The organism is Pseudonocardia sp. ICBG601 (genome assembly GCF_020496245.1).
In genome coordinates this window covers 528,925-552,647 of record NZ_JAHLJA010000002.1, presented here as the reverse complement: position 1 = coordinate 552,647, position 23,723 = coordinate 528,925, and the positions used below count along the sequence as shown (strand labels likewise).

Below are 23,723 nucleotides of genomic sequence, written 5' to 3'. Positions count from 1 at the left end.
TCCATATCGTAGGCGAGAGAAAACGGGGGGCCACCCCGTTTCATCGGGAGGAGCACGACATGGACGATCCGGTACTGGTCACGGGCGCGACCGGCAGGCAGGGCGGGGCGGCGGCACGGGCGCTGTTCACCGCGGGGATCCCGGTCCGGGCGCTGGTCCGCGACCCCGGCACCACCGCGGCACGGGCGCTCGCCGACGCCGGCGCCACCCTGGTCACCGGCGACCTCGACGACCCGGCGTCGGTGACGGCGGCCGCCCGCGGCGCCCGCGGGGTGTTCTCGGTGCAGATGCCCGACCTCGACGACCTGCTCGGCGACCGGGAGCTGCGGCACGCCGACGCGATCGCGGCCGCGGTCCGGGACGCGGGCGTCGCGCAGGTGGTGCACACCTCGGTGTCGGGGGTCGGCGAGCTGGGACACCCCGGCGCCGTCGACGCCGCGGTCTGGGGCGAGCACATGGCCCACTACTGGCGGTCCAAGGCCGTCGCGGAGGAGGCGCTCGCCGGGGCCGGGGCCCGGTGGGTCACCCGGCTGCGGCCCAGCGGGTTCATGGAGAACTTCGTGCCGTGGTCGATGTACCTGGCCGGGGGCGACGCGCCGCGGCTGCTGCTGGCGCTGGACCCGGACCTGGTGCACCCGTTCGTCGCGGTGGCCGACATCGGGGCCGCGGCGGCCGCCGCGTTCGCCGACCCGGACCGGTTCGACGGCGTCGCGCTCGACCTGGTCGGCGAGCGCCTGAGCTACCGGCAGGCGGCCGCGGCGCTCACCGAGGCCTGGGACGTGCCGTTCACCCTGACCGAGAGCCCGGAGCAGGCCCGCGCGGAGGGGCTGGTCGAGGCGTTCGTGCAGTCCCACGCCTTCGTCGACGCCCACCCCCGCACCGCCGGTCCGGAGCGGGCGCGGGAGTTCGGGCTCGACCCCGTCGGGTTCGCGGCGTGGGCGCGGACCGTGGGCCGGCCTCAGACGTTGCGCCTGCCCAGCGCGCGGTAGGTCCAGCCCGCGGACTCCCAGGCCTCGCGGTCGAGGGCGTTGCGGCCGTCGAGCACCCGGCGGGTCTTCACGACCTTCCCGAACGAGCCCGGGTCGAGCTCGCGGTACTGCTTCCACTCGGTCAGCAGCAGGACGACGTCGGCGCCCTCGGCGGCCTCCTCCGGGGTGTCGACGCAGTCCAGCTGCGACCAGTGCCGCCGCACGTTGGGCAGCGCCTGCGGGTCGGTCACCCGGACGTTCGCGCCCTGCAGCTGCAGCTGCGCGGCCACGTTCAGCGCCGGGGAGTCGCGGATGTCGTCGGAGTCGGGCTTGAACGCCGCGCCCAGCACCGCGATCCGCTTGCCGAGCAGGGAGTCGTCGCACACCTGGCGGGCCAGCTCGACCATCCGGATCCGGCGCCGCATGTTGATGTTGTCGACCTCGCGCAGGAAGGTCAGCGCCTGGTCGGCGCCCAGCTCGCCGGCGCGGGCCATGAACGCCCGGATGTCCTTGGGCAGGCAGCCGCCGCCGAAGCCGAGCCCGGCATTGAGGAACTTGCGGCCGATCCGGTCGTCGTGGCCGATCGCGTCGGCGAGCTGCTTCACGTCGGCGCCGGTGGCCTCGCACAGCTCGGCCATCGCGTTGATGAAGGAGATCTTGGTGGCGAGGAAGGAGTTCGCGGCGGTCTTGACCATCTCCGCGGTGGCGTAGTCGGTGACGACCTTCGGCGTGCCGTCGGCGACGATCCGCGCGTAGACGGTGTCCAGGACCTTCTCCGCGTCCACCGCGGTGTCCACGCCGGACAGCGACGGGACGCCGTAGACGAGCCGGTCCGGGTGCAGGGTGTCGGCCACCGCGAAGCCCTCGCGCAGGAACTCCGGGTTCCACGCCAGGGCCGCGTCCGGCACCCGGGCCGCGACCTGCTCGGCCAGCCGGGCGGCCGTGCCCACCGGCACCGTGGACTTGCCGACGACCAGCTCGCCGGGGCCCAGCACCTCGATCAGCGACGCCGTCGCCGCCTCGACGTAGGTCAGGTCCGCGGCGTACTCCCCGCGCCGCTGCGGGGTGCCGACGCACACGAAGTGCACCGCGGCGCCCCGGGCGTCGGCCATGTCCGAGGAGAACGACAGCCGCCCCGAGTCCAGCGACCGGCGCAGCAGCTCCTCGAAGCCCGGCTCGAAGAACGGGACCCGGCCCGCGGCCAGCGACTCCGCCTTCGCGACGTCGACCTCGATACCGACGACCTCGTGGCCCAGCTCCGCCATCGAGGCCGCGTGCACGGCTCCGAGGTAGCCGCACCCGATGACCGACAGCTTCAGCGGGGTGGTGTTCTCCGACATGGCCGGAGGTTAGCTGCCGCCCCGGACGGGCTGTCGCAGACGTCGGGCAGTGTGCGTCCCGGTGACGCCGAGGTGTCGCGCCGGCACTAACGTCCTCGGCCGTGCGGACCCTGCTGCTGGCCGAGGAACTGCTCCTGCTGGGGCTCGACCGCTCGACCGGCCGGATCGGTGACCGGTTCGACGGGCGGGTCCTGCCCGTCGCGCTGGTGCGCGACCTGGTCGACGCCGGCGCACTGCACCTCGACGGCGGGGACGGCCCCGACGGCGGCGACACCGTGACGCCGTCGGGCGGGGAGCCCGACCACCCCGCGCTGGCCGCGGCGCTGGCCGCGGTCACCCGGGACGGCACCGACACCGGCTCGCACGCCGTCGCCGCCACCGCGGCGCACCTCGCGCGGACCCCGGCGGGCTCGGCGGGCGGCGCCGTGGGGCAGCTGGTCGCCGACGGGGTCCTCGCCGCGCAGGAGTACCGCCGGTTCGGGCTGTTCCGCCGGGTGCTGCTGACCGAGCAGGACCCGGAGCCGGCCCGGGCGCTGCGGACCCGGCTGGCGTCGCTGCTGGTCACCGAGACGGCGCCGGGCGGGCACGACGGCCTGCTGCTCGCACTGCTGGGGCTCACCGACCTCGCCGGTGACGTCCTGCCGCCGGAGATCGACGCGGAGACGCGCGGGGTCGCGCAGCACCGCGCGGCGCTCGTCGCGGAAGGGGCGGCGCGGGACCCGTTCGTCCGGGCCTACTTCGCGGTGCGGTCCGGCTGGGCCGGGAACTGAGCCGCTACCCGCGCAGCTGCGCCAGGCGGGCGCGGCAGCTCTCCCAGGTCGGCAGGGCTCCCGCGGCGAGGGCCTCCTCCAGGGTGGGCGCGGCACGGTCCTTGTCGGACAGCACCGGCTCGACCCCCTCGGCCCAGGGCAGCACGAGGGCCGGGTCCACCGGGCTGATCCCGTGCTCGGCCGCCGGGGTGTACGACGTCGAGCACAGGTACCCGACGACGGTGGTGTCGGCGAGTGCCTGGAAGGCGTGCCCGAGTCCCTCGGACAGGTAGACCGCCCGCATCGAGGCGGCGTCGAGGTCGACCGCCTCGACCCGCCCGAACGTCGGCGACCCGACCCGCAGGTCCACCACGACGTCGCGGACGGCGCCGGCGGCCACGTAGAGGTACTTGGCCTGGCCGGGCGGCACGTCGGCGTAGTGCACGCCGCGCACGACCCCGCGCGCCGACACCGACTGGTTGGTCTGGGCGACGGTCAGGTCGAACCCGAGCGCGTCGCGGAACGCCGGGCCCTGGAAGGGCGCGGTGAACGAGCCGCGGTGGTCGGCGAAGGTGGTCGGCTCGAACAGCCAGGCGCCCTCGATCGACAGCGGGGTCGCCTTCACGCCCACCAGCTCCGGTGGTCGCGGTACCAGGCCACGGTGGCGGCCAGGCCCTCGTCGAACGGCACCCGGGGGGTGTAGCCGAGCTCGTCGCGGATCTTCGACCAGTCCACGGAGTAGCGGCGGTCGTGCCCCTTGCGGTCGGCGACCCGCTCGATGCGGTCCTCCCCCTCGCCGACGGCGGCGAGCAGCGCGCGGGTCAGGTCCAGGTTGGTCAGCTCGGTGCCGCCGCCGATGTTGTAGACCTCCCCGGCGCGGCCCGTCGTGGCGGCCAGGGTGATCCCGCGGCAGTGGTCGGAGACGTGCAGCCAGTCGCGGACGTTGAGGCCGTCGCCGTAGAGCGGGACGGTGCCGCCGTCGAGGAGCCGGGTGGTGAACAGCGGGACCACCTTCTCCGGGAACTGGTACGGCCCGTAGTTGTTCGAGCAGCGGGTGACCACCACGTCCAGGCCGTGGGTGCGGTGGTAGCTGCGCGCCAGCAGGTCACTGCCCGCCTTCGCCGCGCTGTAGGGCGAGTTCGGCTCCAGCGGGTGGGTCTCGGGCCACGAGCCCGACGCGATCGAGCCGTACACCTCGTCGGTGGAGACGTGCACGAACCGGCCGACGCCCGCGTCCAGCGCGGCCTGCAGCAGGACCTGGGTGCCGACGACGTTGGTCGTCACGAAGTCCGCCGCGCCGGTGATGGAGCGGTCCACGTGGGTCTCGGCGGCGAAGTGCACGAGCAGGTCGGCACCGCCGTCGAGCACCTCGGCGACGCGCCGGGGGTCACGGATGTCCCCGCGCTCGACCGTCAGCCGCGGGTCGTCGGCGACGGGCGCGAGGTTCTCGATCCGGCCGGCGTAGGTGAACGCGTCGAGCACGGTCACCCCGGCCCCGGCCAGCTCGGGGTGCTCCCCGCCCAGCACCTCCCGCACGAAACAGGACCCGATGAACCCGGCCCCGCCGGTCACCACGATGCGCACGTGCCCTCCCCGCTCACTGTCCGGCCCCGCCAGCGTGTCAGAGTCGGCCCCGACGATCGGGAGGTGGGCGCGTGCGCGCGTGCGTGCTGGGGGCGAACGGGCAGCTCGGGCGGGCGCTGGTCGCCGCACTGCCCGGCGCGGTGGCACTCGACCGTGCGGCGCTGGACATCGGCGACGCCGACGCCGTCGCCGCGTACGACTTCACCGGCGTCGACGTGCTGGTCAACGCGGCCGCCTACACCGCCGTCGACCGGGCGGAGACCGAACCGGGCGCGGCGTGGCGGGCGAACGCGGCCGGCCCCGCGCACCTGGCCGCGGCGGCCCGGGAGCACGGTGCCCTGCTGGTCCACGTCTCCACCGAGTACGTCTTCGACGGCACCGCGCCCGGCCCGGTGCCCGAGGACGCCCCACCGTCCCCGCTCGGGGTGTACGGCGCGTCGAAGGCCGCCGGGGAGCTGGCGGTGCGGGCGGCGCTTCCGGAGCGGCACGTGATCGTGCGGACCAGCTGGGTCGTAGGCGACGGCGGGAACTTCGTCGCCACCATGGCGCGGCTGGCCCGCGACGGGGTCTGTCCCGCCGTCGTCGACGACCAGGTGGGGCGGCCGACGTTCGCCCCCGACCTGGCCGCGGCGCTGCTGGTGCTGGCCGCGTCCGGGCGGCACGGCACCTTCCACGTGACCGGCGACGGCGAGCCGGTCAGCTGGCACGGACTGGCCCGGGAGGTGTTCGCCCGCTGCGGCCGCGACCCCGGCGACGTCCGCCCGGTGTCGACCGCCGAGTACGCCGCGGACAGGCCGCACCTGGCGCGCCGACCGGCGAACTCGGTGCTCGACCTGTCGCGCGCGACCCGGGCCGGGGTCGCGATGCCCGCCTGGCGCGACGGGCTGGACGCCCACCTGGGCACGGCGGGGGTCCCGCGGTGAAGGGCGTCGTGCTGGCGGGCGGCACCGGGAGCCGGCTGTTCCCGCTGACCGCGGCGGTGTCCAAGCAGCTGCTGCCGGTCTACGACAAGCCGATGATCTACCACCCGCTGACCACGCTGATGCTGGCCGGGATCCGGGAGATCCTGCTCATCTCCACCCCGCACGACCTGCCCGGGTTCCAGCGCCTGCTCGGCGACGGCGGCCGGCTCGGCCTGCAGATCACCTACGCCGCCCAGGAGCACCCCAACGGCCTGGCCGAGGCGTTCGTCATCGGCGCCGACCACGTCCGCGGCGGGCCGTCGGCGCTCGTGCTGGGCGACAACATCTTCCACGGCGCCGGGTTCGGCGACCTGCTGCGCCGCCGCGCCGCCGAGGTCGCCTCCGGCGACGCGGGCTGCGTGCTGTTCGGCTACCCGGTGCGCGACCCGCGGCGCTACGGCGTCGGCGAGGCCGCCCCCGACGGCACCCTGCTCTCGATCGAGGAGAAGCCCGAGCACCCCCGCTCGGACCGCGCCATCACCGGCCTCTACTTCTACGACGACCGCGTCGTCGACATCGCCGCGCGCATCACCCCGTCGGCCCGCGGCGAGCTCGAGATCACCGACGTCAACCGCGCCTACCTGGAGCAGGGCCGCGCCCGCCTGCAGGACCTCGGACGCGGCTTCGCCTGGCTCGACACCGGCACCCACGAGTCGCTGATGGAGGCGGGCCAGTACGTCCGCGTCCTGGAGAACCGCCAGGGCGTCCGCATCGCCTGCATCGAGGAGGTCGCCCTGCGGATGGGCTTCATCGACGCCGCCGCCTGCCACGCCCTCGGGGCGCGGCAGGCGGGCTCGGGCTACGGCGAGTACGTCATGGCCGTCGCGGATCAGTTCAGGTCGTAGATCCGCACCCAGTCGACCTCGTAGCGCGCGGGCTGCATCCGGGACCCGAAGAAGTTGTCGAGCTGGATGGTCAGGTGGCCGCGCGGCATGCCCTGGATGTTCCGGCGCACCCCGTTCGCCCCGCCCGAGAAGCGGAACCACTCCCGGCCGTCGACGAAGCCGCGGACGACCGACGGGGTCCATTCGAGGGCGATGGTGTGCCACTGCGACAGCGGGGCGCCGCAGTTCGTCTCGCGGGCGAACTGCTGCTGCACCGCCACCCGGGCGTTGTGCGGGTAGTGGGTGAAGCTCTCCGCACAGGGCGCGCCCGGCCTCCCGTTCTCCAGGAAGTCGTACTCGCCGTCCTGCGGCCAGCGGTTCGAGGTCGGCCACACGATGAGCAGCGGGTGGTAGGCGCGGTTGCCCGACGCCGGGCCGGTGGCGAAGGACCGGACGCGGGCCTCCCAGCGGCCGTAGCGGCGTTCGGCGCGGCTCGCGAGCCAGCCGGTGTCGCCGTTCGCGAGGCCGGTCATCACCAGGTTCGCCCCGTCCACCGTGGACCGCGAGGCGCAGCGACGGCCGTTCCCGGCGTGGCCGGGCCAGCACTCGCCGGCCCTCGTCCAGCGCGCCGGTCGGGGGCGCCGGTGTAGGAGAACTCGTCGGAGCCGGTGGTCGGCCTGCCCCAGCCGTAGCGCTCGGCCGCGGTGGTGGCGGTGGGGTTCGGCGCGGCCGGGGCGGCGGCCGCGGTACCGGCTCCGACCAGGGCGGGAGCGACGGCGGTGAGTGCGGCCAGCGCGAGCAGGGCCAGGCGACGGCGGGCGGAGAAGGGCATGCGGAAAGGACCGTTCTGTGACGGGGACGGGGAGTCTCGATCGCGCGCCGATCGATGATCACCGTAAGGAGACGCGCGGTACCCGGGGCAGTCTCGCCAACTGTCGGTGTGCGTCCGGCTCCGCTCTGTACACGGAGCACGACCTCCTCCTCGCGCAGGAGGCGCATCACCCGTCCGGTCGCTAGCGTCGAGCCGCATGGTGGATCTGCTGCTCGCCGAGGAACTGCTGCTCATCGGTCTGGACGACGAGTCCGGCAGGGCCTGGGGCATGTTCGACCCGGGGTCGCTGCACGGTGCACTGCTCTGCGACCTCATCGAACGGGGCGCCGTGACCGTGGGCGACCGGACGACGGTCCACCCGACCGGCGTCGCGCCCGGTCATCCCGCCCTGGACGCCGTGCTCGCGACGATCGCCGAGGACCCGAAGCCCCGGTCGGTGTCGCACTGGACGAGCACGCTGCCGTGGAAGCACACGAAGCCGGCCGAGCTCGTCGCGCAGCGGCTCGTCGCCGACGGCGTGCTGTCCCGGGAGGAGGGGAAGGTGCTCGGGCTGTTCCGCACCGTCCGCCTGCCCGAGGCCGACCCCGGTCCCGAGCGCGCGCTGCGCGAGCGGCTGCGCTCGGTCCTGGTGCACGGCACGACGCCGAGCGCCCACGACGCCCTGCTCGTCGCGCTGCTGCACAGCACCAGCCAGGTCCGGGCGGCCCTGTCGGACGTGGACACCGCCCAGCGCCGGGCCGGGGAGAAGCGGGCCCGCGCCGTCGCGAAGGGGCTGGCCGACGACCCGGTGCTGAAGGCCCGGTACGACGCCGCCGTCCTCGCCGCGGTGATGGCGACGGTGAGCACCGTGGTCATCACCACCAGCGGGTCGAGCTGATCGATCACTCTCCGTCGTCGATCGACTGCACGATCCCCGACGAGGCCGGATGCCGCCTTGTGACGCTACGCGTTGTTGTTGAGAAGGCAAGCGGAGCAAAAGAGTGACTGAGATCCCACATTCGCCGATGTAACGCACGTAGCGTGCTCGACGAGCCTGCCACGTGTACGGCGAGTTCTCAGGCGATGCCTCCGAACGGGCTATGGCCGTACGCACGTCTCGGTCCGTCCCCGCGATTGGTGGTTACTCGTCGTGACAACGTTGGCACCATCCGCCGCTACGCTCCGTCGTAGGAGCGCGCGCCACGCGGTGTGGATCTTCTTGTCGCAGAACACCTTCCGCGTAGCCGGTCGGCCGTGAGCGCCGGCCCGACGCAGGCCCGTCGACCCGCGCGCGCCACACCCCGTACCCGCGACCGGCCCCCGCTCCGGCGGCCGGTCGCGGGCCACGGCCCCGGCCCGGCCGGGCCGACCGCCCGGGCCGACATCTCCTCCGCCCCGGCGCCGGTGCGCAGGCTGGCCGCCCGGGTCAGCCTCGTCCGGACGGCGCTGGTGCTGACCGACGTCGTCGCCGTCGGGACCGCCGTGCTCGTGGTCGCGCCGACCGGGCGCCGCGGCGTCGTCGCCGCCTCCGTGCTGCTGCTCGCGGTGCGCTCGGCGGCGCGCCTGCACCGCTCCCGGCTCCGTCTCTCCTGGTTCGACGACCTGCCCCGCGAGCTGGCCGCCCTCGTCGTGACGATGGGGCTCGTGCTGGCCGGGGCGATGGCCCTGCAGCAGAACCTGGACACCCGCATCGACGTCGCCGGGCCGGTCGAGGTCGTGCTGCTGGCCACCCTGGTCGCCCTGACCCTGCGCGCCGCGGTGGTGTTCGCCGCCCGGCTGCTGCGGGTCCGGTGGGCCGTCGGCGAGCCCACGCTGATCGTCGGCACCGGGTCGCGGGCGGTGGAGCTCGACGAGACCATGCGCGCCCACCCCGAGTACGGCCTGCGCCCGCTCGGCCACGTCCTGTCCGAGGACCTCGACCTCGTGGTGGAGCGCGAGCGAGAGGCGCTGTCCGCCCGGATCCGGGACGCCGCGGCCCGGCACCGGGTGCGCGTCGTCGTGTTCGCCTGCCACACCGTCGACGACACCGCCGTCCTCGACGCGGCGATCGAGGCCCGCCGCGACGGGCTCGGCGTCCTGCTGCTCCCGTGGCTCTCGGAGCTGGTGCACGACCACTCCGGCGTCGAACGGCTGCGCAGCATCCCGCTGCTGCGGCTGCCCGCGGACCCGAGGAACCGGCTGTCCTGGCGGCTCAAGCGCCTCGGCGACATTGTGGTGTCCGCCCTGGCGCTGGCCCTGGCCTCACCGCTGCTGCTCGCGGTCGCCGTCGCCGTGCTCGTCGAGAGCGGGCGGCCGGTGATCTTCCGCCAGGAACGCACCGGCCTGGACAACCGGCCCTTCACCGTCCTGAAGTTCCGCAGCATGCGCCCGGTCGACGAGCGCGAGCAGCAGACACAGTGGTCCATCGCGGGCGACGCCCGGGTCGGCCCGGTCGGCAGGCTCATCCGCCGCACCTCGCTCGACGAGCTGCCCCAGCTGTGGAACATCCTGCGCGGCGACATGAGCCTGGTCGGGCCGCGCCCGGAGCGGCCGTCGTTCGTCGAGCGGTTCTCCGCCGAGCACGAGCGCTACACCGCCCGCCACCGCGTCCCGGTCGGGCTCACCGGGCTCGCCCAGATCTCCGGGCTGCGCGGTGACACCTCGATCGCCGACCGCGTCCGGCACGACAACTACTACATCGCGAACTGGTCGCTCTGGCTCGACGCCCAGATCGTCGTGCGCACGGCGCGGGAGCTGGTCCGGCGCGGCCGGCACTGAGCGGCCGCGCCGGGCGGGTCAGCCCGCCTGGCGCTGCGCGAGCCCCAGGGCGTAGTCGGGGTACCACTGCCCGGCGGCGGGCTCCCCCGGACGGCAGGCCCCGTCGGACTCGCCGGGGCGCTTGACCCACAGCAGCGCGTCGACGCGGTCGTCGCCGGTCTCGGTGGTCGGGTCCGCCCCGAGCCCGCGACCGGGCGGGTTGCAGAACGCGGGCACCCCGCCCAGCGACGCCTCGTCGGCGACGCCCTGGCCGTTGCGGCTGGTGTCGACGACGAAGTGCGCGCCGCCGAGACGATCGGAGAGCTGCCGGCCGAAGGCGACGACCTGCGGCGTCGGGTAGAAGTTGGCGACGTTGAGGGCGAACCCGTCGGCGGCGCGGACCCCGGAGCGCTCCAGCGCCCCGGCGAGGGCGTCGACGTCGCTGATGAAGCCGGGGTTGCCCGCGTCGACGTAGACCCGGGCGCCCGCGTCCTTGAACGCCGCGACCGCCTCGGACAGCAACTGGTAGCGCTCGTCGCGCAGGTCGCCGTCGACGCAGCCGGACAGCTCGTGCGGCACGGCGTCGGGCTCCAGGACGACCGTGGCCGTCGTGCCGCCCAGCCCGCGGACGATCTCGGTGACCCAGTTCCGGTAGTAGCCGCCGTCCGGGGCGCCGCCGCCGGAGAAGCTGCCGCAGTCGCGGTGCGGGATGTTGTAGGCGACCAGCAGCGGCCGGGCGCCCGCCGCGGTGGCCCGGTCGACGTAGTCCTTCGTGTCGGCCTGGGCCGCGGCGACGTCGCCGCTCACCCAGTGCGGGAACGGCTGCGACGCGATCTTCTCGATCTGGTCGGCGTCGGCGTCGCGGCCCTCGTCGCGCCACCGGACGACCTGGTCGGCCGCGGCGCTGCGCGGGTCCACGAACAGTCCCGTCGCGCTCGGCGGGGCGGACGCCGGTGCGCCCGGGCCGGGCGCGGTGGGCGCGCCCGCCCCGCACGAGACGAGCACCAGGGCGGCGGCCAGGGCACCGGAGGAGACTGCCAGCAGCGAGCGCACGATGCTGGAGTGTGTCACCTGACGTGGACCCATGACGCCACGGACGGCACCCCGGCGTCGTCGACCAGGAAGAGCATGTACCAGCCGGGCGGCACCAGGGTCGGCTCGGCGGGCACGGCCAGGCCGAGCGAGCCGTCCGGGTTGCGGGCGATGTCGAGGCGCACCGAGCGCTGGTCGACGTCGGTCGCGTGGGTGACCGCGCTGGGCCGGATCAGCCGGGCCTGCGCGACCCGGGCCGCGTCCGGGCTGGTCACGGTCATGGTGCTGCCGAGCGTGGCCTCGCCCGGGGCCTTCGCGATCACCGGCTGCGGCCCGTGGAACAGGTACGGCGGGGTGTAGATCTCCAGCCGCTGCTCGAACGGGGCGGGCTTGGTGTTGTCCACGTTCTTGAACAGGGAGTTGCCGCCCGCGGTGAGCACCTGGCCGTTGGGCAGCAGCAGCGCCTCGGCGTGGTAGTCGCGCCCCACCGCGGGGTCGGCGACGGCCGAGAGCGTGTTCGTGCCCGGGTGGTACAGGTTGGCCTGCAGGATGTCGCTCGCGCCCTTGCCGCGGTAGTCCGCGGAGCCGCCGGTGATCAGCAGGTCGTCGGTGGGCAGCTGCACGACGCTCGGGTAGCGGGTGGGGGTGCGCAGGTCCGGTCCCGGGGTGAACGCGGGCGCGGGGGCGCGCAGGTCGATCGTGTCGATCCGCGCCGAGGACACCGGGGACTCCCCGACCCCGCCGCCCCCGACGACGACCATCCGCTGGTCCTGCACCGGCCCGGCCCAGGACGACCCGGAGGTCTCCATCAGCTCCGGCGCGCGCAGCCCCGGGACGGGGGCGAACGAGTTGTCGGCCAGGTTCCAGAACCCGGGGGTGCGCCCGGCGTCGGCCGGGCCGTAGCCGGCGTTGGAACCGGAGTAGAACAGCCGTCCCTCCTGCTGCGTCTGGAAGATCGCCGGGTAGGTCGGGAAGTAGCGGAACAGGTCCGGCCGGTCGGTCCAGCGCTTCGTCGCCGGGTCGTAGACCTCGTTCTGGCCGGGCAGGATCTGCCCGGTGCCGTCGAGGCCGGAGATCGCGAGCACCTGGCCGTCGGGCAGCCCGGTGAGGGTGGGGTACCAGCGCTTCTGGGTCATGTCCCCGACGCGCACGTACTTCTCGGCGAACGGGTCGAACTCGTAGGAGTCGGCGATGCCCTGGAAGTCCTGCTTGTCCAGGGTCATCCTGTCGCCCATGCCGTAGACGTTCGCGGTGTCCTCGGGGGCCAGGCCCGGGATCGCGTACTGGGCGGGCTGCTCGGTGACCCCGGCGGCTCCCTCCTCGGTGGACTCGACGAAGCCGATGGTCTCGCTCGCGGTGACGACGGTCCCGTCGCCCTCGCCGGTCTTGGTCGCGGCCATGACGTGGGCCGGGCTGGTGAGGGTGTACTCGCGTCCGTCGGGGTTGCGGAACACGGTGCCCTTCTCCAGGTGCAGCTCGCGGTCGGGGTTCTCGTTGCGGATCCGCATCGCGCCGGCGGCGTGGGTCACGAAGCCGTCGAGGACCTCGTAGCGCTGGGTGCCGCCGGCGACGAGGAGCTTGCCGTCGGGCAGGAAGGTGTGGCCGCCGCAGAACAGGTCCGACGGGGTGTCGATCTCCGTCGCGTCGCCGGTGGCCGGGTCGTAGACCAGCGTGCGGAAGGTGCCGGCGTCGAACTGCTTCTGGTCGTTGCCCGAGCCCGCGACGAGCAGGACCTTGCCGGTCGGCAGCATCGCGGCGTGGATGGCGTTGATCCGGACGTCCGCGGGCAGCTCGACGACGTCCCAGCGGCCGTTCGCGGCGGTGTACTCGGCGCTGTGCAGCCACGCCTCGTGGCGCACCTCGGAGATCCAGGCGAACGCGGGCGGGGCGTTGACCGCCAGCAGCACGGTGGGCACGCCGATCATCGCGATCAGCCGACGGCGGCCGAGGACGGCGCGCGCCGCCCGGGAGAGCAGGCGCCTCACGCCACGGCTCCGATCTTCTCGTCACGGGGTTCGGGGAGTGCGGGCACGAGCTCGACGAGCTCGGCCGCGGACGCGATCCGGCCGCGGGTGCGCAGCAGGCCGCCCAGCCAGATCGTCATCGGGACCAGGGAGATGACCAGCGCGAGCGCCGGCCACATGAGGACGTCGAGGTTGGCGTAGCCGAACGCGAACGACGCCGCGATCGCCGCCGCCAGGAACGCCGACCAGCGCAGGTGCCGGGCGAAGGTGACGACCCGGTCCGGGCTCGCCGCCTCCGCCTTCGGGGTGACGACGAACGTCGCCGGGCGCCGCAGCACCGTCGCGACCAGCGAGGACGCGTAGATCGGCGCCGAGAGCACCGACATCGCCATCCCCGTCAGCCCGGTCGAGTTCTCGTGCTCGTAGGGGCTGACGTTGTAGCGGCGGTTGCGGATGTAGACCCACAGCTGGAACGCGGTCGCGTCGACGTAGAGCGCCAGCCACAGCGCGGGCGGGACGACGATGCCCGACACCCCGAACGCCAGGTAGAGCGAGGCGTTGACGGCGCCGAGGATCCAGCCGATCGCCATCGACGGGTAGAACGCGGTGATCAGCAGGTAGTGCAGCGCCCGCGGCGGGGACAGTCGGCGCAGCCGCTTCACGAAGATGCCCTGCAGGATCACGAAGGTGCCGCGCGACCAGCGCAGCTGCTGGGAGAAGAAGTCCGTCCAGGACGACGGCCCCTCCCCCACCGCGACGACGTCCGGTGTGTACACCGAGCGCCAGCGCTGCCCGGTCCACGGGTTGCGCCGGGCGTGCAGCGCCAGCCCGGTCGCCATGTCCTCGGTGATCGAGTCGTGCAGGCCGCCGACGGCCAGCAGCGCGGAGATCCGCACGGCGTTGTTGGTGCCGACGAGCATCGGGATGCCGTAGGCGTTCGCGGCCCGCTGGATCAGCGAGTGGAACGGGAACTGCTGGGACTCCGCGGCGGTGGTGACGAAGTTGTCGCAGTTGGCGTAGCACTGCGGTCCGACGACGAACGCGACGTCGGGGTCCCGGAAGTAGCCCAGCATCCGCTCGGCGTAGTTCGCCAGCGGCACGTGGTCGGGGTCGACGGACAGGAACACGTCGTAGCGGTGGCCCTCGGCGTGCACCCACGCGTTGTAGTTCCCGTGCTTGGTACGGGCCTTGAAGAAGCCCGACGGCTCGTTGTAGGCGGCGACGCCCTTGCGGGAGAAGTGCCGGACACCGATCTCGGCGCACATCCGCCGGACCTCGCGGTCGTCGCCCTCGTCGAGCAGCCAGACGTCGAAGGTGCCGGCGTGCCGGATCCGCCGCGCGGCCTCCAGCGTCGCGCGGACCATCTCGATCGGCTCCGAGCCGGGGACGATGGTGGTCAGGAACGCGACCCGCAGCTCCGGGTCCGGCCGGACCGGGACCGGGTCGCGGGCCAGCACCGAGGCCAGCGACAGCGAGAACACGTTGACCAGGCGCATCGTCTCGACCAGCGCGATGGAGCCGATGACGAAGACGTTCGCGGCCTGGATCCACCAGCGCTCGTCGACGTCGGGGTGGTGGGAGGGCTGCAGCAGCCAGACCACGAACAGCACCTCGAACGCGACGTTCGCGCCGATGATGGCCAGGGTGCCCGCCCAGCGGCGGCCCTGCCCGTCGTGCAGGTTGCGGTACCGCACCCGGTACGTTTCCCCGGCCGGCGGCGGCTCGGTGACCTCGCCGGAGATGCGGCTGAAGTCGTGCAGCGACCGGGCCCCCACGGCGGGCACCCGGTTCTGCGGGGTGCCGGACGCGACGCTCGCGGTCACCGGCGTACCTCCCAGATCTCGGTCGGGAACGTGCGGTGGGCACGCCGGACCGAGGGCTCGGCGCGCTGTCCCGCCGGCCCCCTGGGGGCGTGATCGTTCCCGTGTGGAGCGTGCATCGACGCTTCCCGACACCCCGTTACGACGCGTGGCGGCCGGACTGGGCCGTCCGCGCCGGCCGCCGGGGACCCGCCGTGACCGCGTCGTGATCGAGAGGTGCGGTGAGCAGGGAAAACCCCGCCGCCAGTGATCTTTTCGGCCGCACATCACTGCACCGAACGGCCTAGTCGTCTGCTACGCGATGTGTCGGATCATCGATTCTGATGATCCATCGCGAACTCCGCCGAGGTCCCCAGTTCTGATGACGGGAGGGCCCCGCGCGCCGCTACCGGGTGCGCCGGTGGTCGTAGCCCAGGCGGCCCCGGGTGCCGGCCAGGACCACGACCGCCACGACGACGCTGCCCGCGGCCATCGCCTGCATCGACCGGTTCACGTCCAGTGCCGGGAACGTCTCCGACCACACGACCGACGCGAAGTTGTTGACGCCGACGTGCAGCAGCATCGCCATCGGCAGGCTCTCCCCGGTGCGGTTGAACACCCAGGTCATGACGATGTTGAAGGCCAGGCAGAACAGCACGAAGGCCGCGGGCCGGGTCCAGTCCGCGCCGGAACCGCCGCCCCAGTCGGTGAGGAACAGCGGCATGTGCCACAGCGCCCACAGCGGGCCGAGCACCATCGTCCCGGCCAGCGGGCCGAACCGGCGCTGCAGGCGGGGCAGGGCGAAGTCGCGCCAGCCCGGCTCCTCCGCGAGCCCGGTGGTGACCATCTGGAGGAGCAGGGCGGGAACGTAGACGGCGACCACGAGCAGCGACGGCGCGACGATCCGGCCGCCGGAGAAGACGAACCCGGTCACCAGCATCGCGGCGGGCACCCCGAGCAGGGTGAGCGCGTACCAGTGCCACCGGACCCGCCAGCGCCACATCCGCCCGACCCAGCGTCGCAGGCCGGGCCGCCCGTCGGCGACCGCCGTGACCAGGAACGCCGACGCGATGGGGCCCAGGTAGGCGCCGGGCAGCACGCCGAGGATCTGGCCGGTCCCCAGGACGTCGGGGAACCGGAAGTCCCAGACGCCGAGCCCGTTGCGGGAGAGCACGTAGGGCGTCCACGCCGTCCAGCTCATGAGGTTGGCGAGCAGGAAGAAGCTCGTCAGCGGGCGGCGCCGGATCGCCGCGGCGAGCCCGGATCCGTCGCGTGACCTGGGCGGGTTGTCCGTCGAGATGACCATGCCGGGAAGTCTCGGCCGGTCACGGCCCCCGGACGAGCCACCGGCGATGGAAGCTCCACGGCTGCATCGAAGGATGCAGGGCCGCGGTGTCAGCCCGGTGTGCCCCGGGCGTCGGGGACCTCGACGACGTGGTTCTGGTAGGCCCAGACGACCGCCTGCAGCCGCGAGGTCACCCCCAGCTTCGGCAGCATCCGGGCCAGGTGGGACTTCACCGTCGACTGCTCGACGACCAGCGTCCGGGCGATGTCGTCGTTGGACATCCCCTGGGCGAGCAGGAGGAGGATCTCGTGCTCGCGCGGGGTGAGCAGCTCCTCCGCCCGCCGGCCGGTCACCGGCTGCAGGCTCCGCCGGTGCACGAACTCGCGCAGGATGCGGCGGGTGAGGGTCTGGTCGATCGTGCCCTGGCCCGCGGCGACCTGGCGGACCGCGCGGATGATGTCGTCGGGGTCGGAGTCCTTGAGGAGGAACCCGGACGCCCCGGCCTCCAGCGCGCCGAACACGTAGTCGTCGAGGTCGAAGGTCGTCAGGACCAGCACCGCCACCTCGCCACCGGCGGCGGCCAGCTCCCGGGCGACCTCGATGCCGCTGCGGCCCGGCATCCGGATGTCGAGGCAGGCGACGTCGGGCCGCAGCTCGTGGGCCAGCTCGAGGGCCCGGGTCCCGTCGGCGGCGACACCCACGACGTCGATGTCCGGCTCCGCCCCGAGCAGCGACGCCAGGCCCGCGCGCACCAGCGGCTGGTCGTCGGCGACGAGGACATGGATCATGCAGGGGCCTCCGGGCGCGGTGCGGTCGCGTCGACCGTACCGACCGTCTCGCCGAGCGGGAGCGTGAGCCGGACCTCCCAGCCGCCGTCGGCGGTGGGCCCGTGGGTGAGGTCCGCGCCGACGAGCTGCGCCCGCTCCGCCATGCCGACCAGCCCGAACCCGCCGCCGGGGCCGGGGTCGGGTCCGGCGGGCACACCGTTGCGGACGACGACGGCGACCCACCCGTCGCGGGGCGCGCCGATTTCGACCACGCAGCGGGCGCCCGGTGCGTGCACGGCCGCGTTGGCCAGGGACTCCTGCACCATCCGGTGGGCGACGAGCTGGGCGAGCGGCCCGAGGTCGACCTCCGGTGCGGCCACGACGAGATCCACCTCCGCGCCCGACGCCCGCCGCGCCCGCACCAGGGCGGCCACCGCGTCGAGGGTGGCGGGCGGCCGGTCGGCGTCGGTCTCCTCGCGCAGCAGACCGACCAGGCGGCGCAGGTCGTCGAGGACGGCGCGGCTGTGCTCCCGGATCCCGCGGGCCGACCGTCGCGCGGTCGCCGGGTCGGACTCGATCTGCCGGTCCATCGCCGCCGCCATGACCGCGATCCCCGACAGGTGGTGGGCGGCGATGTCGTGCAGCTCGCGGGACAGCGCGGTGCGCTGGCGGGACATCGCGGCCGCGAGCACCGCGTCCTGCTCACGGCGCAGCGCCAGCACCTCGTTGCGGCGTGCCCGTTCGGCGTCCTGCCGGGCGGCGACGACCAGCCCGACCAGCAACGGCAGCCCGACGACGACCGCCGCCTGCGCCACCGCACCGGCGGCGGCCGGCCCCGCACCCGCTCCCCGGCCGACCTCGTTGACGAACTGGCCCGTCGCCAGCAGCAGCCCGGCCCCGGCCAGGGCGCCCCACAGCCGTCGCAGGGGGCGGGCGACGACGGCGAGGAACACCGCGGCGAGCTCGGCGACCGCGGTCAGGCTGTACGCCCCGCCCGGCGCCGCCCACGCGAGCAGCAGGGGCAGCGCGGTCACCCCGAGCAGCGCCACGACGGGCGCCCGGCTCACCCAGACGACCGTCACCGCCTGGGCCACCAGCACCGCGACGACCGCCCACCACCCGGCCCCACCGGTGCGGGGCACCGGCCCGAGGTCCGGGTCCCCTCCGACGGCGGACGGCAGGGCCAGCAGCAGGACCGTCGCGAGGGCCGCGCACCCGGCCGCGGCCGGGACCCGGAGCGGGGCTCGCCGGAGCTGCTGCGCTGCGGTGGACACGGCGGGCCTCCCCCGGCGGGACGATCGGTCGCGCCCATCATCGGACACGGCGCCCGCCCCGGGGCGCGGCCGGGCGCGATCTGCATCGAAAGACGGAGGTGCCCGACCGTGTCCCTCCGGCCGATGCCGGAGGGACACGTGCCGGGTCAGGCTCGGTCGCAGCGGACGGCCACCCGGGCCGCCGACCAGCGAGGAGGCACCACCATGACCGCCGACGACCGGACCGCACCGTCCCGCCCGCCGTCCCGCCCGCTGCTCTGGACGCTGCTCGTCGTGGCGCTGGCGGCGAACGCCGGCCTGTCGCTGGCCGCGCTGCCCGTGGCCGCGGCCGTCCCCGGGCTGCTCGTCCTGGTGACCGGGGCGCTGCTGGTCCGCGACCACCGGCGCCGGGCCCGGGCCCGACCGTGACGGCCCGCGCGGCTCAGCGGTCCATGGTCCTCTCGATCCGCCGGCCCGTGGTCAGCACGACTCCGATGCCGGCCACCATGACCGCCGCGATCGTCAGCAGCGCCCAGGTGTAGCTGCCGGTCGCGTCGTGGATCGCACCGGTGACGTAGGGCCCGACGAAGCCGGACAGGTTGCTCACCGAGTTGATCACCGCGATGCCGGCGGCCGCGGCGGCGCCGGTCAGCGCGAGCGGCGGGATCCGCCAGAACTGCGGCATCGCGCTGTAGATCCCGGCGGTGCTCAGGCACACCGCCGCGACGAAGAGGAACCCGCTCCCGGCGAAGGTCGCGAGCACCAGCCCGGCGGCCCCGACGGCCATCGGCACCACGGTCGCCGTGACCGCGCTGAGCCGGCCCGACACCCGCGACCAGATGATCATCACGACGATCGCGAAGGCCGCGGGGATCGCCGAGACCAGCACGCTGTTCACGTCGCCGCCCGCCGCGTCGCTGATCGTGGAGATCATCGTCGGCAGGAAGAACGCGAGCGGGTAGAGGCCGAAGACGACGGCGAAGAACGCGATCGCGAGCCCCCACACCCGGCCGCTGCGCAGCGAGGCGCCGAACCCGCTGATCGCCCCGCCGGCGATGCGCTTCTCCTCGTCGGCGCGCAGGGCCGCCTCGACCCGGGCGCGGTCGTCGTCGGACAGCCACTTCGCGTCGGACGGACGGTCCGGCAGCAGGCAGAAGACGACCACCGCGATCAGCAGCGTCAGCACGCCCTCGACCAGGAACAGCGACCGCCACGCGGCCAGCGGGAACAGCGCGTCGCCCCAGGACAGCAGGGCCGCGGCGAGCGGGGCACCCACGATCGACGACAGCGGGATCATCAGGAAGAACGTCGCCATCACCCAGGACCGCACCTTCCGGGGGAACCAGAAGGTGAGGTAGAGCAGGATGCCGGCGGCGAGCCCGGCCTCGGCGAATCCCAGGGCCAGCCGGGCGAGGTAGAGGTGCGTCGCGGAGTCCACCCAGGAGGTCATCGCGGTGATCAGGCCCCAGGTGACCATGATCCGCGTGATCCACTTGCGGGCCCCGAAGCGGCGCAGCGCCATGTTGCTCGGCACCTCGACCAGGACGTAGCCGATGAAGAACAGCCCACCGGCCAGACCGATCTGGGCCGCGTCGAGCCCCAGCTCGCGGGACATCGGCTGGGCGACGTAGCCCAGGTTGGCCCGGTCGATGTAGCTCATCAGGTAGGCGAGCCCGACGATCGGGATGATGCGCCAGGCGATCCGGCGCCACAGGCGGCGCTCCGCCTCGTCCTGGATCTCCGGTTCCGTGCCCATGACGTCACTGCTGCTCATGACAGTGGCCTTCCGGTGTGTGGCCTCAGTGGGCCGAGCGGAGGAGTGCGGTGGCGGGGTGGTCGACGTGCCCGTCGTCGGTGACGACGACGCGGTAGTCCTCGCGGGCGCCGCGGGGGCTGACCTTCTGGTCGAGGACGTCGTCGAGCACGGCCTCGGGGTCGCGGGTGAACGGGTCGCCGTGTCCCCCGCCGCCGGCGGTGGTCTGCCGGTGCCGGGCGCCCGCGGGGAGCGTGAGGTGCGGCTTGGTGTCGAGCAGGACCTCGTCCGGGCCGGGGTCGCGCAGGTTCACCGACGGCGTGCCGTCGCAGCCACCGGCGAGACCGTAGGGCAGCGACGTGCGCCGGTCCGACCGGATCTGGACGGTCGCCTGCGACGCGAGGACGGTCATGTCCCGGAAGGTGGCGAGCCCGCCGCGGTAGCGGCCGGCGCCCGCCGAGTCGGTGAGGTAGCCGTAGCCGTCGATGCGGACGTGGCCGGACCGTTCGATGTCCTCGACCGGGGTGTTGGCGAGGTTGGCGCCGAGCGGGCTGATCCCGTCGATGCCGTCCTGGTCCGGCCGGGCTCCCCAGGCGCCGCACAGGACGTCCCAGAGCACGGTGGACGAGCCGTCGTCGCCGGTCACGCCGATCACCACCGAGTTCGGCCCGCCGTCGCCGGCCGCGGGGGTGCGGTCGGGGAACACCGGGGCGAGCGCGCCGAGGACGGTGTCGATGAGCCGGTAGGCGACGAGCCCGCGCGCGCCGCGGGCGGCGGGCCGGTGCGCGTCGAGGATGGAGCCGGTGGGGATCTCGAAGCGGAACACCCGCTGGAAGCCGCTGTTGGCCGGGATGTCGGCGGCGAGCAGGCCCTGCACCGCGGCGTAGCAGGCCGAGCGGGTGAACGACGCCGTGGCGTTGAGCGCGGAGGCCACCTGCGGCGAGCTGCCGGTGAAGTCGAACCCGAGGCCGTCGGGGTCGACGGTGACCCGGACCCGGAACGGGATGGGGTCGCCGCCGAGCCCGTCGTCGTCGATCCGGTCGGCGAACTCGTAGGTGCCTGCGACCGCGCCGTCGAGCTCGGCCCGCAGCAGGGTCTCGGAGTAGTCCAGCAGCTCGTCGACGAGGCGGCCGAACTCCCCGGTGCCGTGCCGCTCCACCAGCTCCCGCAGGCCGCGGGCCCCGGTGTGGTTGGCGGCGAGCTGGGACTCCAGGTCACCGCGGAACAGCTCGGGCTCGCGCACGTTGCGCAGGATCAGCTCGAGGAACGTCTCGTTGGTCCGGCCGGCCTCGACGAGCCGGGACGGCGGGATCTGCACCCCCTCGGCGAAGATGCTCGTCGACTGGACGGCCATCGAGCCGGCCGCCCAGCCCCCGACGTCGGCGTGGTTGACGACGCTGACCGCGAAGCCGACCAGCACGGCGTCGACGAAGACCGGGGTCACCGCGAAGACGTCGGGCAGGTGCATCCCGCCGAGCGAGGGGTCGTTGAGGATGTAGACGTCGCCGTCGGCGAGCGTGTCGCCGAAGCGCTCCAGCACCGCGTCCATCGCGTCGGGGATGGAGCCGAGGTGCACCGGGCAGGTGTTGGCCTGGGCGATGGTCCGCCCGGTGGCGTCGCACAGCGCGGCGGAGAAGTCCATGCTCGACGCGACGATCTGGCTGTGCGCGGTGCGCAGCACGGTGATCGCCATCTCGTCGGCGGCGCCGGTGACGGCGTTGCGGAAGACCTCGAAGGTCGCGGCGTCGCGGATCACGGTCGGCTCCAGGAGATGACGATGTTGTTGAGCTGGTCGCGGTGCGCCGTCGCACCGGGCGGGACGAGCGTGGTCGAGTCCATGTCCTCCACGACCAGCGGGCCGGTCCGGGGGGTCGCGTCCAGCGCGGCCCGGCCGACGACCGGGACGTCGACCTCCCGGCCGTCGAAGAAGCACCGGCGGCGGGTCTCCGGTGCCGCGGGCGGGAGCGGCGCGGCGAGCGCGTCGTCCAGCCGGACACCGGCCCCGACCCGCCCGACCACGCGCAGGGTCACGATCTCGACGAGCTCGTCGGGGCCCCGGCGGCCGTAGGTGCGCCGGTGCTCGGCGTGGAACCACTCGCGGGCGGCGGCCAGCGCCGCCTCGTCGAGCGGCCCGGACGGCACCGGCGCCCGGAGCTCGAAGCGCTGGCCGCGGTAGCGCAGGTCCAGGAACCGCTCGACGACGACCTCCCGGTCCGCGGCGGCGGACCGCAGCTCGGCCTCGACGACGGCGGCGAGCCGGTCGAACTCGTCGCCGACGGCGGTCGCGTCGGCCCGGTCGGGGTCGTGGGCGGCCGAGGCGTGCCGCTCGATGTCGGCGACGAGCAGCCCCAGCGCGGAGAACAGGCCGGGGTGGGTGGGGACGACGACGGTGCCGATGCCCAGCTCGCGGGCCAGCGCGGCGCTGTAGAGGGGGCCCGCCCCGCCGAAGGCGACCATCGTCGTCTCGCGCGGGTCGCGGCCGCGCTCGCTGGTGACGGCCTTGACCGCGGTGGTCATCCCGGAGACGGCGACGTCGTAGGCGCCCCGGGCGGTCTCGGGCACCCCGGCGCCCAGCTCGGCGGCTACCCCGGCGAGCGCCTTGGCGGCCAGGTCGGGGTGGATCCGCACCCGCCCGCCGGCGATCGCCTCCGGGTTGAGGTAGCCGAGGACGACGTTGGCGTCGGTCAGGGTGGGCCGCTCCCCGCCGTTGCCGTAGGCGGCCGGGCCGGGGCGCGAGCCCGCGCTGGACGGCCCGACGTGCAGCGCCCCGGCGGCGTCGGTGCGGACGATGCTGCCGCCACCGGCGCCGATCTCGGCGATGTCGATCGACGGCGCCCGCACCGGGTAGCCGGCGCCGGAGCCGAGTCCGCGGGCCACGTTCATGCCGCCGCCGACCTCGTAGTCGGCCGAGACGAACGGGGACCCGTCCTCGATCAGCGAGGCCTTGGCCGTCGTGCCGCCCATGTCGAAGGCGACGACGCCGGGCAGGTCCATCGCGCGGGCCAGCGCCGCCACCGCGGTCACGCCGGCCGCCGGGCCGGACTCGATGATCTCGACCGGGCGTCGGCCGACCTTCTCCGCGTCCAGCAGCCCGCCGCCGGACTGCATCACCAGCAGCGGGGCGGTGACCCCGGCGGTGACCAGGTCCCGCTCCAGCACGGTCAGGTAGTCCTGGACGGTGGGGCCGACGTAGGAGTTCACCACCGCGGTGCTGGTGCGCTCGAACTCCCCGGGCTCGGCGCCGAGGTCCACCGAGGCGGTCACGTAGACGCCCGGGAGCAGCCGGCCGAGCTCCGCGGCGATCCGCCGCTCCTCGTCGGCACGCAGGTGCGAGTTCACCAGGCACACCGCGACGGACGCGGCGTCGGAGCCCCGGATCTCCTCCGCGACCCGTGCGATCCGCCCGGGCGACGCGGCGGGCTCGACGGTGGAGTCGGCGTGGATCCGGCCGTCGACCTCGAACCGCCTGCGGCGCGGGACGAGCGGGGCGGGCTTGGTCCAGCCGAGGTCGTAGAGCGTGGGGCGACGCAACCGTCCGAGCTCGAGCACGTCCCGGAACCCGGCGGTGGTGACCAGCGCGGTCACCGCGCCGTCCTTCTCCAGGATCGCGTTCGTGGCGACCGTGGTGCCGTGCAGCATCCCGGTCACCTCCGCCGCGGTGACGCCCGCGGCCTGCACCGCGGCCGTCGTCGCGGTGACGACACCCTCGCCGAAGGCCGGCGGGGTCGAGAGCACCTTCATGGGGACGATCCGTCCGCCGGGGCCGAGGGCGACGACGTCGGTGAAGGTGCCACCGACATCGGCTCCGACCCGCCAACCGGCAGGGGGTGAGTGGGCCACGAACGACCTCCGTCTGCGCGAGTGCGGTACCCGGACCGGCGTCGTGATGACGGGCG

21 protein-coding genes are annotated in these 23,723 nt (G+C 74.3%); 7 read left to right on the top strand and 14 right to left on the bottom strand.

What is annotated here, in order from left to right:
• The first annotated feature begins 59 nt into the window (after positions 1 to 59).
• Positions 60 to 989 (top strand): NmrA family NAD(P)-binding protein, encoded by a 930-nt coding sequence (locus KPL57_RS02525; RefSeq protein ID WP_226350269.1) that lies wholly within the window; start codon positions 60 to 62, stop codon positions 987 to 989.
• On the opposite strand, the gene KPL57_RS02520 is transcribed toward KPL57_RS02525, so the two are convergent.
• Complete coding sequence (locus tag KPL57_RS02520; RefSeq protein ID WP_226350268.1) at positions 959 to 2,308, bottom strand: UDP-glucose/GDP-mannose dehydrogenase family protein; 1,350 nt, start codon at positions 2,306 to 2,308, stop codon at positions 959 to 961. The genes KPL57_RS02525 and KPL57_RS02520 overlap by 31 nt on opposite strands.
• Before the next feature lie 101 nt (positions 2,309 to 2,409).
• On the opposite strand from KPL57_RS02520, the gene KPL57_RS02515 reads away from it, so the two are divergent.
• The gene (locus tag KPL57_RS02515; protein ID WP_073575552.1) at positions 2,410 to 3,078 is read left to right on the top strand and encodes a GPP34 family phosphoprotein; all 669 of its coding nucleotides are present in this window, start codon (positions 2,410 to 2,412) and stop codon (positions 3,076 to 3,078) included.
• A gap of 4 nt (positions 3,079 to 3,082) precedes the next feature.
• Here KPL57_RS02515 and KPL57_RS02510 read toward each other — a convergent pair whose 3' ends face one another.
• Together KPL57_RS02510 and rfbB are read right to left on the bottom strand one after the other, a co-directional pair.
• Positions 3,083 to 3,682: a dTDP-4-dehydrorhamnose 3,5-epimerase family protein gene (locus KPL57_RS02510; RefSeq protein ID WP_226350267.1), complete on the bottom strand. Its 600-nt coding sequence runs from the start codon at positions 3,680 to 3,682 to the stop codon at positions 3,083 to 3,085.
• The gene (rfbB, locus tag KPL57_RS02505; RefSeq protein WP_226350266.1) at positions 3,679 to 4,641 is read right to left on the bottom strand and encodes a dTDP-glucose 4,6-dehydratase; all 963 of its coding nucleotides are present in this window, start codon (positions 4,639 to 4,641) and stop codon (positions 3,679 to 3,681) included. The genes KPL57_RS02510 and rfbB overlap by 4 nt, the downstream gene beginning before the upstream one ends.
• A 71-nt stretch (positions 4,642 to 4,712) precedes the next feature.
• On the opposite strand from rfbB, the gene rfbD reads away from it, so the two are divergent.
• Positions 4,713 to 5,564: a dTDP-4-dehydrorhamnose reductase gene (rfbD, locus tag KPL57_RS02500; RefSeq protein ID WP_226350265.1), complete on the top strand. Its 852-nt coding sequence runs from the start codon at positions 4,713 to 4,715 to the stop codon at positions 5,562 to 5,564.
• A complete protein-coding gene (gene rfbA / locus KPL57_RS02495; protein ID WP_226350264.1) occupies positions 5,561 to 6,448 on the top strand; it encodes a glucose-1-phosphate thymidylyltransferase RfbA in 888 nt (295 codons plus the stop codon). The genes rfbD and rfbA overlap by 4 nt, the downstream gene beginning before the upstream one ends.
• On the opposite strand, the gene KPL57_RS02490 is transcribed toward rfbA, so the two are convergent.
• Positions 6,433 to 6,981 (bottom strand): glycoside hydrolase family 16 protein, encoded by a 549-nt coding sequence (locus KPL57_RS02490; protein WP_226350263.1) that lies wholly within the window; start codon positions 6,979 to 6,981, stop codon positions 6,433 to 6,435. The genes rfbA and KPL57_RS02490 overlap by 16 nt on opposite strands.
• Positions 6,960 to 7,259 (bottom strand): hypothetical protein, encoded by a 300-nt coding sequence (locus KPL57_RS02485; protein ID WP_226350262.1) that lies wholly within the window; start codon positions 7,257 to 7,259, stop codon positions 6,960 to 6,962. The genes KPL57_RS02490 and KPL57_RS02485 overlap by 22 nt, the downstream gene beginning before the upstream one ends.
• Before the next feature lie 196 nt (positions 7,260 to 7,455).
• Here KPL57_RS02485 and KPL57_RS02480 point away from each other — a divergent pair, with 196 nt between their 5' ends.
• Together KPL57_RS02480 and KPL57_RS02475 are read left to right on the top strand one after the other, a co-directional pair.
• Positions 7,456 to 8,136, top strand: coding sequence for a GPP34 family phosphoprotein (locus KPL57_RS02480; RefSeq protein ID WP_226350261.1), 681 nt, complete (start codon positions 7,456 to 7,458; stop codon positions 8,134 to 8,136).
• 356 nt (positions 8,137 to 8,492) lie between these two features.
• Positions 8,493 to 9,995, top strand: a complete 1,503-nt coding sequence (locus KPL57_RS02475; protein WP_226350260.1) for an exopolysaccharide biosynthesis polyprenyl glycosylphosphotransferase — start codon at positions 8,493 to 8,495, stop codon at positions 9,993 to 9,995.
• A gap of 18 nt (positions 9,996 to 10,013) precedes the next feature.
• On the opposite strand, the gene KPL57_RS02470 is transcribed toward KPL57_RS02475, so the two are convergent.
• From KPL57_RS02470 to KPL57_RS69250, 6 genes are all read right to left on the bottom strand, one after another.
• Entirely contained in the window at positions 10,014 to 11,027 is a 1,014-nt protein-coding gene (locus tag KPL57_RS02470) for a glycoside hydrolase family 6 protein (RefSeq protein WP_226350259.1), read from the bottom strand.
• A 14-nt stretch (positions 11,028 to 11,041) separates the two neighbouring features.
• A complete protein-coding gene (locus tag KPL57_RS02465; protein ID WP_226350258.1) occupies positions 11,042 to 12,991 on the bottom strand; it encodes a kelch motif-containing protein in 1,950 nt (649 codons plus the stop codon).
• A complete protein-coding gene (locus KPL57_RS02460) occupies positions 12,988 to 14,793 on the bottom strand; it encodes a glycosyltransferase family 2 protein (protein WP_226350257.1) in 1,806 nt (601 codons plus the stop codon). The genes KPL57_RS02465 and KPL57_RS02460 overlap by 4 nt, the downstream gene beginning before the upstream one ends.
• Before the next feature lie 382 nt (positions 14,794 to 15,175).
• Positions 15,176 to 16,075: a CPBP family intramembrane glutamic endopeptidase gene (locus KPL57_RS02455; RefSeq protein ID WP_226350256.1), complete on the bottom strand. Its 900-nt coding sequence runs from the start codon at positions 16,073 to 16,075 to the stop codon at positions 15,176 to 15,178.
• A gap of 89 nt (positions 16,076 to 16,164) precedes the next feature.
• Positions 16,165 to 16,842, bottom strand: coding sequence for a response regulator transcription factor (locus tag KPL57_RS02450; RefSeq protein ID WP_226350255.1), 678 nt, complete (start codon positions 16,840 to 16,842; stop codon positions 16,165 to 16,167).
• A complete protein-coding gene (locus KPL57_RS69250; RefSeq protein WP_226350254.1) occupies positions 16,839 to 18,095 on the bottom strand; it encodes a histidine kinase in 1,257 nt (418 codons plus the stop codon). The genes KPL57_RS02450 and KPL57_RS69250 overlap by 4 nt, the downstream gene beginning before the upstream one ends.
• 204 nt (positions 18,096 to 18,299) lie before the next feature.
• On the opposite strand from KPL57_RS69250, the gene KPL57_RS02440 reads away from it, so the two are divergent.
• A complete protein-coding gene (locus tag KPL57_RS02440) occupies positions 18,300 to 18,503 on the top strand; it encodes a hypothetical protein (protein WP_226350253.1) in 204 nt (67 codons plus the stop codon).
• A 13-nt stretch (positions 18,504 to 18,516) separates the two neighbouring features.
• Here the strand turns inward: KPL57_RS02440 and KPL57_RS02435 are convergent, their stop codons facing one another.
• From KPL57_RS02435 to KPL57_RS02425, 3 genes are read right to left on the bottom strand one after another with little or no spacing between them, the layout of a single operon-like run.
• On the bottom strand, positions 18,517 to 19,848 hold the full coding sequence (locus KPL57_RS02435) for an MFS transporter (RefSeq protein WP_226350252.1): 1,332 nt from the start codon (positions 19,846 to 19,848) through the stop codon (positions 18,517 to 18,519).
• A gap of 25 nt (positions 19,849 to 19,873) precedes the next feature.
• Positions 19,874 to 21,583 carry a hydantoinase B/oxoprolinase family protein gene (locus KPL57_RS02430; RefSeq protein ID WP_226350251.1) on the bottom strand — a complete coding sequence of 570 codons (1,710 nt, stop codon included), beginning with the start codon at positions 21,581 to 21,583 and terminating at the stop codon, positions 19,874 to 19,876.
• On the bottom strand, positions 21,580 to 23,667 hold the full coding sequence (locus tag KPL57_RS02425) for a hydantoinase/oxoprolinase family protein (protein ID WP_226350250.1): 2,088 nt from the start codon (positions 23,665 to 23,667) through the stop codon (positions 21,580 to 21,582). The genes KPL57_RS02430 and KPL57_RS02425 overlap by 4 nt, the downstream gene beginning before the upstream one ends.
• Positions 23,668 to 23,723: the final 56 nt, after the last annotated feature.